This window comes from Mycobacterium sp. (assembly GCF_036273375.1).
Classification (GTDB): domain Bacteria; phylum Actinomycetota; class Actinomycetes; order Mycobacteriales; family Mycobacteriaceae; genus Mycobacterium.
In genome coordinates, this window is the sequence record NZ_DASUHS010000096.1 from 53,031 (window position 1) to 68,564 (window position 15,534).

Below are 15,534 nucleotides of genomic sequence, written 5' to 3' on the forward strand. Positions count from 1 at the left end.
TCAGAGCTTCCGATACACGTCGTCGAGGGTCAGCCCGCGTGCCACCATCAACACCTGCGTCCAGTAGAGCAACTGGCTGATCTCCCCGGCCAGCGCGTCGTCGGATTCGTGTTCGGCGGCCAGCCACACTTCGCCTGCTTCCTCGAGGATCTTTTTGCCCAGCTCATGGACGCCACCTTCCAGTGCGGCGACCGTCGCGCTGCCGGCCGGCCGGGTACGGGCACGCTCGCCCAGTTCGGCGAACAGATCCTCGAAGGTCTTCACGGCCAGCGATTGTTTCACGCGGCGGCGAGCAAAGTCACGGCGGTTTAGCCCCGGCCGGGTTTTGAGCGGCTTCGTCAGTCGAATCCGGCGAGCGTGATCCGCAGCGCTTCCTCCAACTGCACGTGAAAAGGCGGACTCGCGCCGATATCCGAGGTCAGCCACCCGTCGAGCACGAATTGCCCTGTGGACACACTCGTGTGGACCAACAGCGCGGGCCGAATATTAACCGCCGCATCGACATTCATCCGGTGGGCGACCTGTTCGATCAGCGTGCCGTGGTCGGTTTCGCTGACCAGCAGGGATTTGCTCAACAAGTGGGGTGCGGTTGCGACGGCGTGCCGCCAGGTATCTAGGTTGTCAACCTCGCTGACATCCCTGGCGCGCGTGACGAACAGCTGAATTAACGCTTCGGCCGGCGACTCATGTGGCGGTCTCGCGCTGTAGGAACCCACGATCTCGGCGGCCGCCTCCCGGACGGGATCGATCAGCAGCCCCTCCTTGGTGGGCGCGTACCGGAAATAGGTGCTGATGGAGATTCCGGCGGCCGCGGCGATGTCCTCGGTCGTCACGGCCTCAAAGCCACGTTCGGCGAAGAGCTGGTGCGCGGTCTGTTGGATGTGCGACAGCAGCTCAGCACGGCGTCGGTCCCGCAACGAACCGGCGTTTGCTGAGGGCATGCCATCACCTTCGCCAATCCGACAGTAGACCCCATGGCGCCGTCTAGCGACGAACTTGAGATGAGTGACTCTACACTATTGAAAGTCCCTATCAAGTAGGCTAATGTGATGCAGCACACAGATGTGAGCTGCGGATTTTCGGCGCTTGTTGACACTATTTTAATAAGGATAGGCGTCCAACGGTCGCCCAATGTCCCCCGCTCGGCACTCACGACTTAGGGGTGGGAAGAGGGCCGATGAAGGCGGTAGCTGGTACGCGATGACCTGTGCCATGGGTTTGCTAGACGGACCGCAAGTCACGCCGGTATGACGACGACACAGCTGGATGGCGTTACCGCCATCAGAAACTGGTCCGTCGGGTACGTCAAACGTCACCCGGTCGCCTCGCTGACGACGGTAGGTCAACAGTTCGTTCTGGGTGTGCGAACCGCTCAATATTTCTTCTACGACCTGGTGACCGGGCGATTCCAGTGGCAGGAGTTCGTCCGGCAGGGCGCGTTCATGGCCGGCACCGCCGTGTTGCCGACGATCCTGGTGTCGCTACCGATCAGCGTCACGCTGTCCATCCAGTTCGCGTTGCTGGCCGGCCAGGTCGGTGCGACGTCGCTGGCCGGGGCGGCCAGCGGGCTCGCCGTCATCCGGCAGGGGGCGTCGCTGGTGGCGGCAGTCCTCATGGCCTCGGCGGTCGGGTCGGCGATCACCGCCGACCTGGGTTCGCGAACGATGCGCGAAGAGACCGACGCAATGGAGGTGATGGGAGTCTCGGTGATCCGCCGCCTGGTCGTCCCCCGCTTCGCCGCGGCGGTGATGATCGGCGTCGCCCTCACCGGTGTCGTGTGCTTCGCCGGATTCTTCGCGAGCTACATGTTCAACGTGTACTTCCAGAACGGGGCGCCGGGCAGCTTCGTGTCGACGTTCGCGTCGTTCGCGACGACCGGCGACATGATCTTGGCTCTGATCAAGGCCATCGTGTTCGGCGCCATCGTGGCCATCGTCTCAAGCCAAAAAGGCTTGTCCACCAAGGGCGGCCCGACCGGCGTAGCGAACTCCGTGAATGCCGCTGTGGTCGAGGCGATCCTGCTGTTGATGATCGTCAACGTGGCCATCAGCCAGCTCTACATCATGTTGTCACCCAGGACGGGACTGTGACGTGACGGCCTCCGCTTATCAGCCATTCGCACCGATTTCGATGCCGCTCGTCCGGCTTTACCGCCGAGGCAGGGTACCGATCATCCGGCTCGGCCACCTACTGGTCTTCTTCGTCCGGGCGCTGGTTGCCGTGCCGCTCGCCTTGCGCCAGTACAGAACCGAATTCCTGCGGCTGCTCTCGAACATCACCTGGGGCAACGGCTCGATCGTGGTGGGTGGGGGAACCGCCGGCGTGGCCGTCGTGCTCGGCATGACCGTCGGCGCCCTCGTCGGCATCGAGGGTTACAACTTCCTGAACCTGCTGGGGCTCGGGCCCGCCACCGGGTTCGTCTCGTCGTTGGTCAACACCCGCGAGTTGGCTCCCCTGATGGCTTCGCTCGCGTTCGCCATGCAGGGCGGTTGCCGCTTCACCGCGCAATTGGGATCCATGCGCATCGCCGAGGAGATCGACGCGATGGAATCGATCGCCATCCGCCCGATCCCCTATTTGGTGACCACCCGATTGATCGCCTCGGTGGTGGCGATCGTCCCGCTGTACGCCGCATGCCTGGCGATCGGATACCTGAGCACACAGATCGTGGTCGGTATCGGCAGCGGCGGCTCGACCGGTTCCTACCTGCACTACTTCACGCTGATGTTGGCCGGCCAGGACATCATCTATTCGTTGATCAAGGCCGTCATCTTCGTGTGGATCGCGTCCACGATCCAGTGCTACTACGGGTATTACGCCAGTGGCGGGCCCGAGGGCGTCGGGGTCGCCGCGGGGCACGGCATGCGCGCCAGCATCACCGTGGTGATCATTGTGAACATGCTGCTCACCATGGCGCTGTGGGGCGTCGACTCCGGCGCGAGGTTTGGTGGGTAGGTCGGTGGAACATGCCCAATTCCTTTGAGCTGGACGGCCGCGGCCCCTCCGACCGGCAGCTGTTCGGCATCGGCATCGCTGTCCTGGTGGTCAGCGCCTTGCTCACCACCGCAATGTTGGTGAAATCTACTGGCCGACTTAACGATTACGTACGGGTGGTGGCAGACCTGGTCAACGTGGGCGATGGCCTTCCGCAGAAGTCCGACGTCAAATACCACGGCGTGCTCGTCGGAATGGTCAACGGCGTCGTCCCGGCGGAGCACGGCAAGCCCAACTACGTCCACATCGACCTCAAAGAGGAATACGCCAAGTCGATTCCGGCCAGCGTGACCGCACGCGTGGTGCCCAGCAACGTTTTCGCCGTGTCGTCGGTTCAACTGGTGGGCAACGGGCCCGGTGGGAAAATCCGCGACGGCGCCCATATCTTCGAGGACAAGCGGCTGCCGACCGTTCTGTTCCAGACGACCGTCAGCAAGCTACGTGACCTGCTCGCCGCCGCGGGGCGCGGCCGCGACGACCGGTCGGTCGGGATCCTGGCCGCACTGGGTGCCGCCACCGACCACCGCCGCGTCAGCCTGCTGAACGCCGGTGCGCAACTGAATCGCACTCTCGATCAACTTAATTCGATTGTCAGCACCGATACCGGCTCCTCGACGGTTTCGGCGCTGCTGGATGCGACGACCGGTCTCGCGCAGACGGCGCCCGATCTCCTCGATGCATTGCATCAGGCCGTCGAGCCGATGCGGACCTTCGCCGAGACACGCGGGCAGTTGGCCTCGCTGCTGTCGGGCGCCGATGACACCGTCGGCACCACGCGTCAATCCTTCGACAACCACATCGATCAACTGATCAAGATCACCACCGATTTCACACCGGTGCTCGGCATTTTGGCGCAGAAATCGAACAACTTCGTGCCCGCCGTCGCCAAGCTGGACAACCTGGCCAATCAGTTCATGGAACAGGTGTGGAACCCGCGCACGAACCTGGGCAACATGCGCGCAATGTTGACCTTCACGCCCAGTTCCACCTACACACGCGCCGACTGTCCCCATTACGGTGAGCTCAAGGGACCCAGCTGCTTTACCGCACCGCTGATTCCGGTGCGACCCGATCTGCCCGAAGTGCTGCTCCCGCAGAACTATCACCCACCCAAGGATCTGGCTCCGCCACCTGGGACCGTGATCGGTCCGGACGGAAACCTTGTCGCGGTGGGGCCGCCGCTAGTGAACGGGCCACCGAATCTGACCGATCCCAACCCGCCACTCGCCCCGGGCATTACGCCGTCACCACCAGTGCCCGGCAGTGCAAATCCCGACAACCCCTCGCCCGGTGCGCCCGCGACCCCACAAGAGCACGAGCCGTGGGTGGCGCCGGTGGCACCCAAGGCGCCGTGGATTCCGCAGGCGTCGTACCGGGCCTCTTTCGGCGGAAACGTGGGACCCGTCGGAAGCCAGTACGAACGAAACATGTTGGGCGTCATCACCGGTGCGCCCGCTACCGATGTCACCGAGCTGCTGCTGGGCCCGGTTGCCCGCGGCACCACGGTGTCACTGTCTCATTCGCCCGGGGAGGCCAAATGAGATTCCGCGGCCCACTCATCGCGCTGACCCTGTTCATGATCGTCTCGTTGACGTTGACCTGGCTGGTGTATGTGAGCCTGCGGCGTGACGTCGCCGGCGACACCGCCAGGTATTCGGCGGTGTTCACCGACGTGTACGGGCTTCGCGAAGGTGACGACGTCCGCATGGCCGGGGTTCGCGTGGGCCGTGTCGAAAAGGTGGAACTCGACGGGAAACTGGCGAAGGTCTCGTTTGTTGTGCAGTCCGAACAGCGGCTGTTCGGAAACACGCTCGCGTCCGTGACCTATCAGAACATCGTCGGGCAGCGTTACCTCGGACTGTCCGTGGGCAAGGAGGGCAGCCCGCGGCTGCTTGCCCCGGGCAGCACGATTCCGCTGGAACGCACCGAGCCGTCTTTCGACGTGACCACGCTGCTCAACGGCTACGAACCGTTGTTCAGCCTGCTGAACCCGCATGACGCCGACAATCTCACCAAGGGCATCATCGCGTCGCTGCAGGGCGACACGTCATCGCTCACCACACTGGTCGGCCAGACCTCTACGCTCACACAGACTTTCGCGGGGCGCGATCAGGCTCTGGGCAGCGTGATCACCAATCTCAACAAGGTAGTCGGCAACCTTGCCCAACAGAACGACAATCTCGACGGGGTCATCACGCAGACCCGCAGCGTCGTCGGCGAGCTCGACCGGCGCCGCCCGGACCTGGTCGCCTCGGTGGGTTCACTGGCCCGGGTGACCGACCGGCTGTCGGCCTCGGCGACGGACGTGTATCCGGCACTGCGCGAATTCATCGATCGTCAGCCCGGTGTCACCAAACACATCATGGACGTCGAACCGCAGGTGGCGTTCTTCGGCGATAACATCCCGCTGCTGCTGAAAGGCCTTACCCGGGTGGGCAATCAGGGCGCCTACGGCAACGCCTACGTGTGCGACGTGAACTTCATGGGGTTCTTCCCGGGACTCAACGATGTGGTGCCGATCATCATCAATGCGGCCACGCCGGGCAACAGGGCCTGGCACACCCCGAGGTGCAGGAGCACGGTCGATGGCTGACCCGTCGGTGCGGCAACGGCTTTCGCGGATGAAAAAGCGTCCGCTGGAAAGCTACAACAAAACCTGGCTCGGGTTCATCGCCGTCGCGGTGGTCGCGGTGGTGATTTCAGTCATGCTGCTGGTACATGCGATAGGCGCCGGCTATCGGCATTACACCGCGGAATTCCTCCAAGCGGCCTCGCTGCGGGCCGGCAACCCGATTGTGGTTGCCGGCATCCCGGTGGGCAACGTCACCAGCATGAAACTCGTCGGCGACCATGTCGAGGCGGGCTTGAAGGTCCGCGACGACATCAAGTTGGGCAAGGACTCCTTAGCGCAGATCAGGGTCACCACCATTCTGGGCTCGCGCTACCTCGCGCTGGAACCCAACGGCGCTGCGCGTCTGCCCCACGACACCTTCGACCTGGCGCACACCGAGGTGCCCTACGACCTGCAGGCCGCGTTGCAGGACGCCACCACCACTTTCGAGCAGGTGGACTCCGACAGGTTCGCGCAGTCGCTTGCGGTGCTGGGCAAGCAGCTCGACGGCCTGCCCGCCGTTGTGCCGCAGGCGATCACGAACATCAACACGCTGTCGTCAATCATCGCGGTACGACGCGACCAGCTGGGACAGCTGCTCCGCAGCACCGAGCAGGTGACCAATACCCTGCGGCGCCAGCAGGCCGGCATCGGCGCTCTGGTGGACCAGGGGCAAGACCTGCTGGGCCAATTCGTCGCGCGGCGTGCCGTTTTCCACGCGATGATGCAGTCCTTGTCGAGCCTGGTCGACACGATGAGCCAGGTCGTGGTCAACGATCGCTCCGGTCTGGACGCGCTGATCAAAGACATGCGCGACTTAACCAACCTGATGTCCCAACACGACGATCTGCTGCACAGCATGCTGCAGACCAGCCCGATCTTCTTCCGCGAGGCCGCCAACCTCACCGGCGACGGCAACGCGATCAACTTCAACGCCCCCAATGTCCCGCTGATCGACTCCTGGATGTGCGCAATCAGCGGCCGTGCCAAGCAGTTCGGCATGATCCAGTACTTCAAGGACTGCAAGTGAGGGGGCTGGGCGCCAAGGCGCTGGCCATCGTCGCCGCGGCCGCGGTCATCGCCGCGGCGGTCGGTATCGGCTGGTGGACCTTGAGTTCCGACGAGGACACGATCACCCTGACCGCCCAATTCGATAGCGCCTCAGGCCTATACGAAGGCAACGAGGTGGCGGTGCTGGGCATGCCGGTGGGCAAGATCACCAAGATCAACGCCAAGGGCGGGTACGTCGAGGTCGAGTTCACCGTCGACCGGCACGTGAAAGTGCCCGCCACCGCGCAGGCCGTCACGGTGTCGACCTCCATCCTCACCGACCGGCAGATCGAGCTCACCCCGCCCTATCACGGCGGACCGACCCTGGAGAACCACGACACCATCGGGCTGCCGCGGACCAAGACGCCTGTCGAATTCAGCAGCGTTCTCAACGTTTTGGACAAGGTGACCAAGTCGCTCGAGGGCGACGGCCACGGCGGCGGGCCGATCGCCGACGTGCTCAACGGCGGCACCGCGGTGGTCAACGGCAACGGCGAAAAGATCAAGGCGGCGCTGGGTGAGCTGTCCAAGGCGCTGCGGCTGTCCAGCGACGGTGGCGCGACGACCCGCGAGCAGATCACCACGATCGTCAAGAACATCAGCACGCTGTTCAACGCCGTGGCCGCCAATGACACGAAGTTGCGCGAATTCGCTTCCACCATCCACCAAGTGAGTCAGATCATGGCCGACGAGGACCTTGGCAGCGGCAACACGGGCCACAAGCTCGACCAACTGATCCAGCGGGCCGGCGACCTGCTCGACGCCAACCGGGACAACGTCAAGCAGGCCGCGCTCCATGGCAATGACGCGCTGAAGACCGTGACCGATCAGCGGCGTGACCTGGCCGAGCTCCTGGATCTGGCTCCGCTGGTGGCCGACAACGCCTACAACATGATCGACCGGGCGAACGGCAGCGTGCGGGCCCGCTTCCTCACGGATCGGTTGCTCTTCGACAGCCAGTACACCAAGGAGATCTGCAACCTGATGGGTCTTCGGCAACTTGGCTGCAGTACGGGGACCATCCAGGACTTCGGCCCCGATTTCGGGCTGACATATGTGCTCGACGGCATGGCCGCCATGGGGCAGAAATGATGACCAGGGGCTCCCGGGGCATGTCGACGGTGGTGGCCGCGGCGATGGTCACCGCGGGCTGCGCCACGAACGGCCTTGCCAGCCTGCCCCTTCCGGCGCCGGGGCTGGGATCGGGAGGGTATTCGCTGAACGCGGTCTTCTCCAACGCGCTGAACCTGCCGATGAACGCCAAGGTCAAGCTCGCCGGCGCCGACGTCGGGCAGCTCGAATCGATGGTCGCACGCAACTACACCGCGGTCACCCGGCTGCGCATCCGGGACGGCGTGCAACTGCCGCGGGGCAGCACCGCCGAATTGCGCACCGCGACACCGCTGGGCGACGTGTTCGTGGCGCTGAAGCCACCGGTTGACGATCCCGCGAACGGGCCGCTGCTGCGCAACGGCGACACCATCGGTCTGGATTCGACCGCGGCCGCCGCGACCGTCGAATCGGTGCTGAGCTCCGCGGCGATTCTGGTGAACGGCGGGGCGGTTCGCAACTTCACCAACGTCATCAACGGTTTCGGCAAAGCGACCGGCGACCAGGGCCAGGCGTTCGGAGACATGATCCGCAAGTCCAACGAGCTGCTTGGCACGTTGGATGCCCGGTCCGATCAGATCTCGCGCGCGCTGACCCAATTGTCACGGCTGGCCGACCAACTCGACACCAAGAACCAGACCATCAGCGACCTGATGGCGGCCGCCAGCCCCGCCACTTCGGCCCTGGCCGACAACACCGGTCAGCTTTCCAATCTGGCCGTACAGGTGGGTGACACCTCCCGGTTGCTGGCCAGGTTCCCGTCGATCGGCGGTACCGACACCAGCGGCCGCAGCATCATCCGCGACCTGAACACGGTCGCCGGGGCCGCCAACGACGTCGCGACGAGCCCGGATACCAGCTGGCTGTCGGTTAATCGGCTGATCCCCGCATTGGTCAAATCGACGGCGGGGAACTCGATTTCGGTGAATGTCGGCGTGGACAAGATCATGCTCGGGTCGCTGCCCGATATCGGATTCCCCGGCGACATCGGGCTGCACGGACCGCATCACTACAACGTGAACCTGCTCGTCGGCACCCTCAAGTACACCCTGTGGCGGCTGCAGGAACGCGTTGTCGGCCGGGGACCGAATTCGCCACAGGTTCCGGTCATCCCGGACCCGAACATCCCGGGCCAAATCGATGTCGCTCCAGGTCCCCCGCCGGCTCCGGCCCCGCCACCAGCGGGACCGCCACCGCCAGGACCGCAACCATGATGCGCGCCGTAGCCAACTCCGCCAATGTCGTTGTCCGCGCGGTGCGCACGGGGCACCGGCAACAGGTTTGGCTATCGGTGGCCGGCTTGGTGCTCATCCTGATCGTAGCGACCACCTATCTGCTCATCGGCGCGCTACGGGTGAAGCCCTTCGCCTCTTCCTACCGGGTCACCGTGCAGTTGACGGAGTCCGGCGGCCTGCTGCCCAATCAGGACGTCGCACTACGCGGAGTGCGCATCGGCCGCATCGAGTCGCTGCAGATCACCGACAACGGGGTGAACGCGATCGCCAGCATCACGTCGAAGGTGCGGATCCCGGCGAACAGCGTCGTGCACGTGTCGGCCCTCTCGCCGGCCGGAGAGCAGTTCATCAACTTCGAAGCCGCGTCCGACGCCGGGCCGTATCTGCACGACGGCAGCCTGATCGCCCTGGATCACACGACCGTCCCCGTCAGCTTGGCGCAGTTGCTCGGTGACGCCGACGGGATGCTGGCCCAGGTCGACCCGCACAAGATCGAGTTGATCAAGAAGGAGTTGAGTCTTAGCAAGGAGGGCCCCGCGAAGCTTGCCGCCATCGTCGACGGCGGCACGTTCCTGCTTTCGACGCTGGATTCGGTGCTGCCCCAAACCACGAGCATCATCAAGACGAGCCGCGTCGTGCTCACCCTGGCCAGCGACAAGAACACCGGATTGGGCGCCACCGCAACCGAACTCAACCAAACGCTGACCGGAGTGGCCAGAATGCAGGCCGGTTACCGCCGCTTGACTCAGCAGACACCGCGCACCCTTTCGGCGGTCGACAATCTGTTCGCGGACAACTCCGACACCATGGTGCAGCTGCTGGGCAGCATGGCCACCATGTCGCACCTGTTCTATCTGCGGGTACCGGCGCTCAACGCGCTGTTCCCCAACTACCGCGGGTCGGTATTGGACGCGGTGACGAGCGCCTTTCACGACGGCGGTGTCTGGGCGACGGCCGACCTGTATCCCCGCTACGTCTGCGACTACGGGACGCCGGCGCACCCTTCATCCGCCGCCGACTACTACGAGCCGTTCATGTACACCTACTGCCGCGATGACGACCCGGCGGTCTCGATCCGCGGCGCCAAGAACGCACCACGGCCGGGCGGCGACGACACCGCCGGTCCGCCGCCGGGGGCAAACCTGGGCCAGCGAACCGACCCCACGCCGCGGGGCCGCTACACCATTCCCACCCCCTACGGCGGTCCGCCGCTGCCGATCGAACCGCCGCATTGAGCATTGAACCCATCGACCTTTAGGAGATGATCGTGGTCGTGACTACCAACAAGAACCCGAAAGCCGAAACCCACACGGAATCGGGTGCTGACGAATCGGAAGTTGCGAGCGAAGATGCCGAACAGGAGCGCGCCGGCGAATCCGCCGACGCGCCCGAGGATTCGGCCGACGACGCGACCACGGACGAGGGTGGCGAGCAGGCCGACGACGACGACGAGGAAGAAGACCAACAAGAGGGCGGGCTGCTCAAACGCAAGCGTCCCACGACCGAGCGCGCTAAGTGGCCCTGGCGCCGGTATCTGCGTCGCAGCGCACTGCCGGTGTTACTCGTTGCCTTACTTGCCATTTCGGGGTACCTCGGGTGGCGGCAGTGGCAGGACCATCAGGTGAAGGCGGCGAGTGAACAGGCCCAACAGGCGGCCATCACCTATGCGCAGGTGCTGACGAGCATCGATTCGAACAAGGTCGACGAGAACTTCAAGCAGGTACTCGACGGCGCGACCGGCGAATTCAAGGACATGTACACCCAGTCCAGCGTCAAGCTTCGGCAGCTGCTGATCGACAACAAGGCGACCGCGCACGGAGTTGTGGTCGACTCTGCCATTCAGTCCGGATCCACCGACAGGGTCGTCGTGCTGCTCTTCATCGACCAGACCGTCACCAACACGGCCGCACCCGACCCGCGCATCGACCGCAGCAGGATCAAGATGACCATGGAGAAGGTCGACGGTCGCTGGCGGGCAAGCAAAGTCCAACTCCTCTAAGCCGAGCGGAGCCATCTCATGCTGAAGAGACTGTCAGCGGCGTTCGTATTGGTCGCGGCCGCAACCATTCCCAGCACCGCCACCGCGGACGCGTCGGCGCCGTCATTCTGCGGAGAGCTCGGCGGCGATTGGGACGGCCAGTACTGCCACACTGCGGTGACCTCGGAACGCAACGCCGTGCGCGATATCAAGGTCGCCGTGCCCGACGATCTGGTCGACAATCCGACCACCGGCCCGGTGATCCGGGACTACTTGCGCACCCTGGTGAACAACTGGAAGACCGCCAACGGCAGCATGGCCGCCGACAGCTACGGCGAGGAGAACGTCGAAGTCTTCCGGCACGGAAACCTGCTCAGCGCGGTGTTTCACGAGGACTATCACGCCGACGGACCCAAGCCCAACAACGCCTACCGCACCTTCACCTTCGACATGGCCGGCGGCAGACGGGTGCAGCTGGCGGACCTGACGACATCGAATCCGCTGACCGCCATCCCCCCGCTGGCTGCGCCGTTCATCGATACGGCGCTCAATCAGGCTCCGCCACCTCATGATCCGGGCACATACCCGTTTATCCTCGACCGTTGGACTCCCGACAAGGTCTACTCGGGCGCGTATAAGGCGTGGGCGCTGACGCCCGACGAGTTGATCATCTACATGCCTGACTATCCGGTCGGCCACGACGAGCCGATCAACTTCTCGGCCGGCCTGCCGCAGTGGTACATGGACGGCGGTACCGTCCAGGCTCACATCCCGCTGTCGGCCTTGAGCCCGGTGCTGCGTGTCTGACCCGGCGATGACCGGAGCCGAGAAGCGGAGCGCTGAGAAGCCGGGCAATCGGATACGACGGCGGCTCACCTTCGGCCCGAACGTGCGGATGCGCTAAACCCCTTGCGCCACTGTAGTTTCAGAGGTCACAGCGCGACGTTTTTTGTCGGTGGGCCTCCCTAGAATCTGAAGCATGGGTTCGAGTGGTCGTGAAGAGATCGTCGAGGTCTTCGACGCGCTCGATGCAGACCTGGACCGCTTGTGCGAGTTGTCGTTCGACGTGTTCACCACCCCGGAACGATTGCGCGCGTTGGAGCGCATGGAACGCGTCGCGCGTCGGCTGCGCGCCCCCCAGCACGCGGCGATCAACCAACTCGGCGCGCAGGCAGGCCAAGCAGAACTGGGTGGCACCTTGCGTACGGCGCTCGCCGATCGGTTGCGGATCACCAAGGCCGAGGCCGGCCGCCGCATTGACGAAGCCGCCGATCTCGGGGAACGCCGTGCGCTCACCGGTGATCTCTTAGCGCCCACATTGAGCGCAACAGCGGCCACCCAACGCGAAGGGCTCATCGGCGACGGGCACGTCCGGGTGATCCGCAGCTTCTTTGCTCACCTGCCGATCGAGGTCGACCTGTCCACCCGGGAAGCCGCCGATAAGGATCTGGCCCAAAAGGCCAGCGGGTACCGTCCCGATGAGTTGGCGAAGTATGCCCAGCACATCATGGACTGGCTCAACCCCGACGGGGAACTCCGCGACGAGGAGCGGGCCCGCAAGCGGGGTGTCACGATCGGCCAGCAAGAATACGACGGCATGTCGCGCCTCAGCGGCTACCTGACCCCCGAGGCCCGCACGACCTTCGAATCCGTGCTCGCCAAGCTGGCCGCCCCCGGCGCGTGCAACCCCGAGGACCCCACACCCCTCATCGACGAGACACCTGATGAGGGCGCGGTCAAGCGCGATACCCGCAGCCAAGCCCAACGCAACCACGACGGCCTGCTGGCCGGACTGCGCGCCCTATTGGCCTCCGGGGAGCTGGGCCAGCACAACGGCCTGCCCGTGTCGATCATCATCACCGCCACACTCAAAGATCTGCAAGCCGCCGCAGGCAAGGGCTTGACCGGCGGCGGCACCGTGGTGCCGATGTCGGATCTCATCCGCATGGCCAGCCACGCTCATCACTATCTGGCGCTTTTCGACGGCGGCAAGCCCCTGGCGCTGTACCACACCAAGCGGCTGGCCTCCCCCGCCCAACGAATCATGCTGTACGCCAAGGACCGTGGATGCACAAAACCCGGATGCGACGCGCCCGCTTACCATAGCCAGGTCCACCACGTCCGAGGCTGGGCCACTGACCGCCGCACCGACATCGACGAACTAACGCTGGCCTGCGGGATCGACAACCGGCTCGTCGAAACGGGTTGGACCACCCGCAAAAACGCTCAAGGCGACACCGAATGGATACCGCCGGCACACCTCGACCGCGGCCAGCCACGAACCAACAACTACCATCACCCGGATAGGTTTCTAGCGGACCTGGACGATGCCGATCCCGTTTGACGCTGGGACACAACGTTTTCGGCTGACTTGGCACCGCTGCGGGAGTCCTCGATCGCCAAGCGTGATGCCGTCTCGGCGGCCAGTGTGAATCAACCAACGCCAGCGCTCAGTCCTCCGGGTTGTAGCCGAGGTTGGGGGCGAGCCAGCGCTCGGCTTCCTGCAGAGTCCAGCCCTTGCGCTTCGCGTAGTCGGCGACCTGGTCCTGGGCCATCCGGCCGACCACGAAATACTGCGACTGCGGGTGCGAGAAATACCAGCCGCTGACGGCGGCACCGGGCCACATCGCCATCGACTCGGTCAACTCGATGCCGGTGCGTTCCTGGACGTCCATCAACTTCCAAAGCGTCGCCTTCTCGGTGTGCTCCGGGCAGGCCGGGTAGCCGGGTGCAGGGCGGATTCCGGCGTACTTCTCACCGATGAGTGCCTCGTTGTCCAGGTGCTCGTCAGGCTGGAATCCCCAGAACTCCTTGCGGACCCGTTGGTGCATCCGTTCGGCGAAAGCCTCCGCCAGCCGGTCGGCGATCGACTCCAGCAGGATCGCGCTGTAGTCGTCTAGGGCTGCCTTGAACTCCGCGATCTTTTCCTGGCTGCCGAGCCCCGCGGTGACGGCGAAGGCGCCGACGTAGTCAGCCAGACCAGTGTCCTTGGGCGCGATGTAGTCGCCCAGCGACCGGTTCGGGATGCCGTCCCGGTGCTCGCCCTGCTGGCGCAGGTTGTGCAGCGTGGTGAGCACCTCGGTGCGGGTGTCGTCGGTGTACACCTCGACGTCGTCGCCGACCGCGTTCGCCGGGAAGAACCCGATCACCCCGTTGGCGGTCAGCCACTTCTCCTTGATCAGGGTGTCGAGCATCTCCTGGGCGTCGTCGTACAGCTTGCGGGCAGCCTCGCCCGAGGCCGGGTTGTTGAGGATGTCGGGGAACCTGCCCTTCATCTCCCAGGCGTTGAAGAACGGCTGCCAGTCGATGTACTCACGCAGCTCGGCGAGGTCGTAGTCGCCGAACTCCCGCACGCCAAGTCCCTGGGCGGGCACCGGCGGCGTGTAGCCGTCCCACTCGATCGGCGTCCGGTTCGCGCGGGCCTTCTCCAGCGTCACCATCGGCCGCTCGTTCTTCTGGGCGTGCCGTTCGCGAAGAGATGCGTAGTCCTTCTCGGTGGCCTCGAGCAGGGCCGGCCGCTGCCTGTCGTCGAGGAGCGCGGCGGCGACCGGCACCGAGCGGGACGCGTCCTTGACCCAGACCACCGGACCGCTGCGCCGAGGCGCCACCTTCACGGCGGTGTGGGCGCGCGAGGTGGTCGCACCACCGATCAGCAGCGGGATCTCCAGCCCCTGACGCTCCATCTCGGCGGCGAAGTTGACCATCTCGTCCAGGGACGGGGTGATCAGTCCGGACAGCCCGATGATGTCGGCGTCGTGCTCCTTCGCCGCGGTCAGTATCTTCTCTGCGGGCACCATCACACCGAGGTCGATCACTTCGAAGTTGTTGCACTGCAGGACGACTCCGACGATGTTCTTGCCGATGTCGTGGACGTCGCCCTTCACGGTCGCCATCACGATCGTGCCGTTGGTGTCCTTTCCGGCTGCGGCGCCGGACTCTTCCTTCTCGGCCTCGATGAACGGCAGCAGGTACGCAACGGCTTTCTTCATCACCCGGGCCGACTTCACCACCTGGGGCAGGAACATCTTGCCCGAGCCGAAGAGGTCGCCGACGACGTTCATGCCGTCCATCAGCGGACCCTCGATCACCTCGATCGGACGACCGCCCGCGGCGGCGATGTCGGCCCGCAATTCCTCGGTGTCTGCATCGACGTGGGCGTCGATGCCCTTGACGAGGGCGTGCGTGATCCGCTCGCGGACTCCGAGGTTGCGCCACTCGGCCGCCACCGGATCGTCCGCCTTCTCCGAACTGTTGAACCGCTCGGCAATTTCCAGGAGCCGTTCGGCCGCGTCCTCGCGACGGTTCAGGACGACGTCCTCGATGCGGTCCCGCAATTCGGGGTCGATCGAGTCGTAGGGCACCAGGGCACCGGCGTTGACGATACCCATGTCCAGACCGGCCTTGATGGCGTGGAACAGGAACACCGCGTGGATCGCCTCGCGGACGGGGTTGTTTCCCCGGAACGAGAACGACACGTTCGAGATACCGCCGGAGATGTGCACCCCGGGAAGGTTCTCCTTGATCCAGGCGCAGGCCTCGATGAAGTCGATCCCGTA

14 protein-coding genes are annotated in these 15,534 nt (G+C 64.8%); 11 read left to right on the plus strand and 3 right to left on the minus strand.

The window, feature by feature from the left end; all coding sequences use genetic code 11:
* On the minus strand, positions 1-282 hold the full coding sequence (locus VFW69_RS09445; RefSeq protein WP_526500461.1) for a phosphoribosyl-ATP diphosphatase: 282 nt from the start codon (positions 280-282) through the stop codon (positions 1-3).
* Positions 283-338: 56 nt separating this feature from the next.
* On the minus strand, positions 339-941 hold the full coding sequence (locus VFW69_RS09450) for a TetR family transcriptional regulator (protein WP_526500463.1): 603 nt from the start codon (positions 939-941) through the stop codon (positions 339-341).
* Positions 942-1,247: 306 nt separating this feature from the next.
* Between VFW69_RS09450 and VFW69_RS09455 the strand changes: the two genes are divergently transcribed.
* The 11 genes from VFW69_RS09455 to VFW69_RS09505 all read left to right on the plus strand — a co-directional run bounded on the left by VFW69_RS09455 (position 1,248) and on the right by VFW69_RS09505 (position 13,322).
* Complete coding sequence (locus VFW69_RS09455) at positions 1,248-2,090, plus strand: MlaE family ABC transporter permease (protein ID WP_526500465.1); 843 nt, start codon at positions 1,248-1,250, stop codon at positions 2,088-2,090.
* A 1-nt stretch (position 2,091) separates the two neighbouring features.
* The gene (locus VFW69_RS09460; protein ID WP_526500467.1) at positions 2,092-2,955 is read left to right on the plus strand and encodes an MlaE family ABC transporter permease; all 864 of its coding nucleotides are present in this window, start codon (positions 2,092-2,094) and stop codon (positions 2,953-2,955) included.
* Between the two features lie 11 nt (positions 2,956-2,966).
* Positions 2,967-4,535, plus strand: coding sequence for an MlaD family protein (locus tag VFW69_RS09465; protein WP_526500469.1), 1,569 nt, complete (start codon positions 2,967-2,969; stop codon positions 4,533-4,535).
* Positions 4,532-5,587, plus strand: coding sequence for an MlaD family protein (locus VFW69_RS09470; RefSeq protein WP_526500471.1), 1,056 nt, complete (start codon positions 4,532-4,534; stop codon positions 5,585-5,587). Before VFW69_RS09465 ends, VFW69_RS09470 begins: the two co-directional genes overlap by 4 nt.
* Positions 5,580-6,635: an MCE family protein gene (locus tag VFW69_RS09475; RefSeq protein WP_526500473.1), complete on the plus strand. Its 1,056-nt coding sequence runs from the start codon at positions 5,580-5,582 to the stop codon at positions 6,633-6,635. Before VFW69_RS09470 ends, VFW69_RS09475 begins: the two co-directional genes overlap by 8 nt.
* A complete protein-coding gene (locus VFW69_RS09480; RefSeq protein ID WP_526500475.1) occupies positions 6,632-7,747 on the plus strand; it encodes an MCE family protein in 1,116 nt (371 codons plus the stop codon). The genes VFW69_RS09475 and VFW69_RS09480 overlap by 4 nt, the downstream gene beginning before the upstream one ends.
* Positions 7,744-8,979, plus strand: coding sequence for an MlaD family protein (locus tag VFW69_RS09485; RefSeq protein ID WP_526500477.1), 1,236 nt, complete (start codon positions 7,744-7,746; stop codon positions 8,977-8,979). Before VFW69_RS09480 ends, VFW69_RS09485 begins: the two co-directional genes overlap by 4 nt.
* Positions 8,976-10,235: an MlaD family protein gene (locus VFW69_RS09490; RefSeq protein WP_526500479.1), complete on the plus strand. Its 1,260-nt coding sequence runs from the start codon at positions 8,976-8,978 to the stop codon at positions 10,233-10,235. The genes VFW69_RS09485 and VFW69_RS09490 overlap by 4 nt, the downstream gene beginning before the upstream one ends.
* A 26-nt stretch (positions 10,236-10,261) precedes the next feature.
* A complete protein-coding gene (locus tag VFW69_RS09495) occupies positions 10,262-10,999 on the plus strand; it encodes an Rv1363c family protein (protein ID WP_526500481.1) in 738 nt (245 codons plus the stop codon).
* Between the two features lie 18 nt (positions 11,000-11,017).
* A complete protein-coding gene (locus VFW69_RS09500; RefSeq protein ID WP_526500483.1) occupies positions 11,018-11,785 on the plus strand; it encodes a mannan-binding protein in 768 nt (255 codons plus the stop codon).
* 172 nt (positions 11,786-11,957) lie between these two features.
* Positions 11,958-13,322 carry an HNH endonuclease signature motif containing protein gene (locus VFW69_RS09505; RefSeq protein ID WP_526500485.1) on the plus strand — a complete coding sequence of 455 codons (1,365 nt, stop codon included), beginning with the start codon at positions 11,958-11,960 and terminating at the stop codon, positions 13,320-13,322.
* 106 nt (positions 13,323-13,428) lie between these two features.
* Here the strand turns inward: VFW69_RS09505 and VFW69_RS09510 are convergent.
* The coding region (locus tag VFW69_RS09510) for a methionine synthase (protein WP_526500487.1) at positions 13,429-15,534 on the minus strand (2,106 nt) is incomplete at its 5' end.

Bases quoted from the DNA above. Each gene is read 5' to 3' on its own strand.
- VFW69_RS09465 (WP_526500469.1), top strand. From the start codon at position 2,967: ATGCCCAATTCCTTTGAGCTGGACGGCCGCGGCCCCTCCGACCGGCAG.
- VFW69_RS09490 (WP_526500479.1), top strand. From the start codon at position 8,976: ATGATGCGCGCCGTAGCCAACTCCGCCAATGTCGTTGTCCGCGCGGTG.
- VFW69_RS09475 (WP_526500473.1), top strand. From the start codon at position 5,580: ATGGCTGACCCGTCGGTGCGGCAACGGCTTTCGCGGATGAAAAAGCGT.
- VFW69_RS09495 (WP_526500481.1), top strand. From the start codon at position 10,262: ATGATCGTGGTCGTGACTACCAACAAGAACCCGAAAGCCGAAACCCAC.
- VFW69_RS09485 (WP_526500477.1), top strand. From the start codon at position 7,744: ATGATGACCAGGGGCTCCCGGGGCATGTCGACGGTGGTGGCCGCGGCG.
- VFW69_RS09455 (WP_526500465.1), top strand. From the start codon at position 1,248: ATGACGACGACACAGCTGGATGGCGTTACCGCCATCAGAAACTGGTCC.
- VFW69_RS09505 (WP_526500485.1), top strand. From the start codon at position 11,958: ATGGGTTCGAGTGGTCGTGAAGAGATCGTCGAGGTCTTCGACGCGCTC.
- VFW69_RS09500 (WP_526500483.1), top strand. From the start codon at position 11,018: ATGCTGAAGAGACTGTCAGCGGCGTTCGTATTGGTCGCGGCCGCAACC.
- VFW69_RS09450 (WP_526500463.1), bottom strand. From the start codon at position 941: ATGCCCTCAGCAAACGCCGGTTCGTTGCGGGACCGACGCCGTGCTGAG.
- VFW69_RS09470 (WP_526500471.1), top strand. From the start codon at position 4,532: ATGAGATTCCGCGGCCCACTCATCGCGCTGACCCTGTTCATGATCGTC.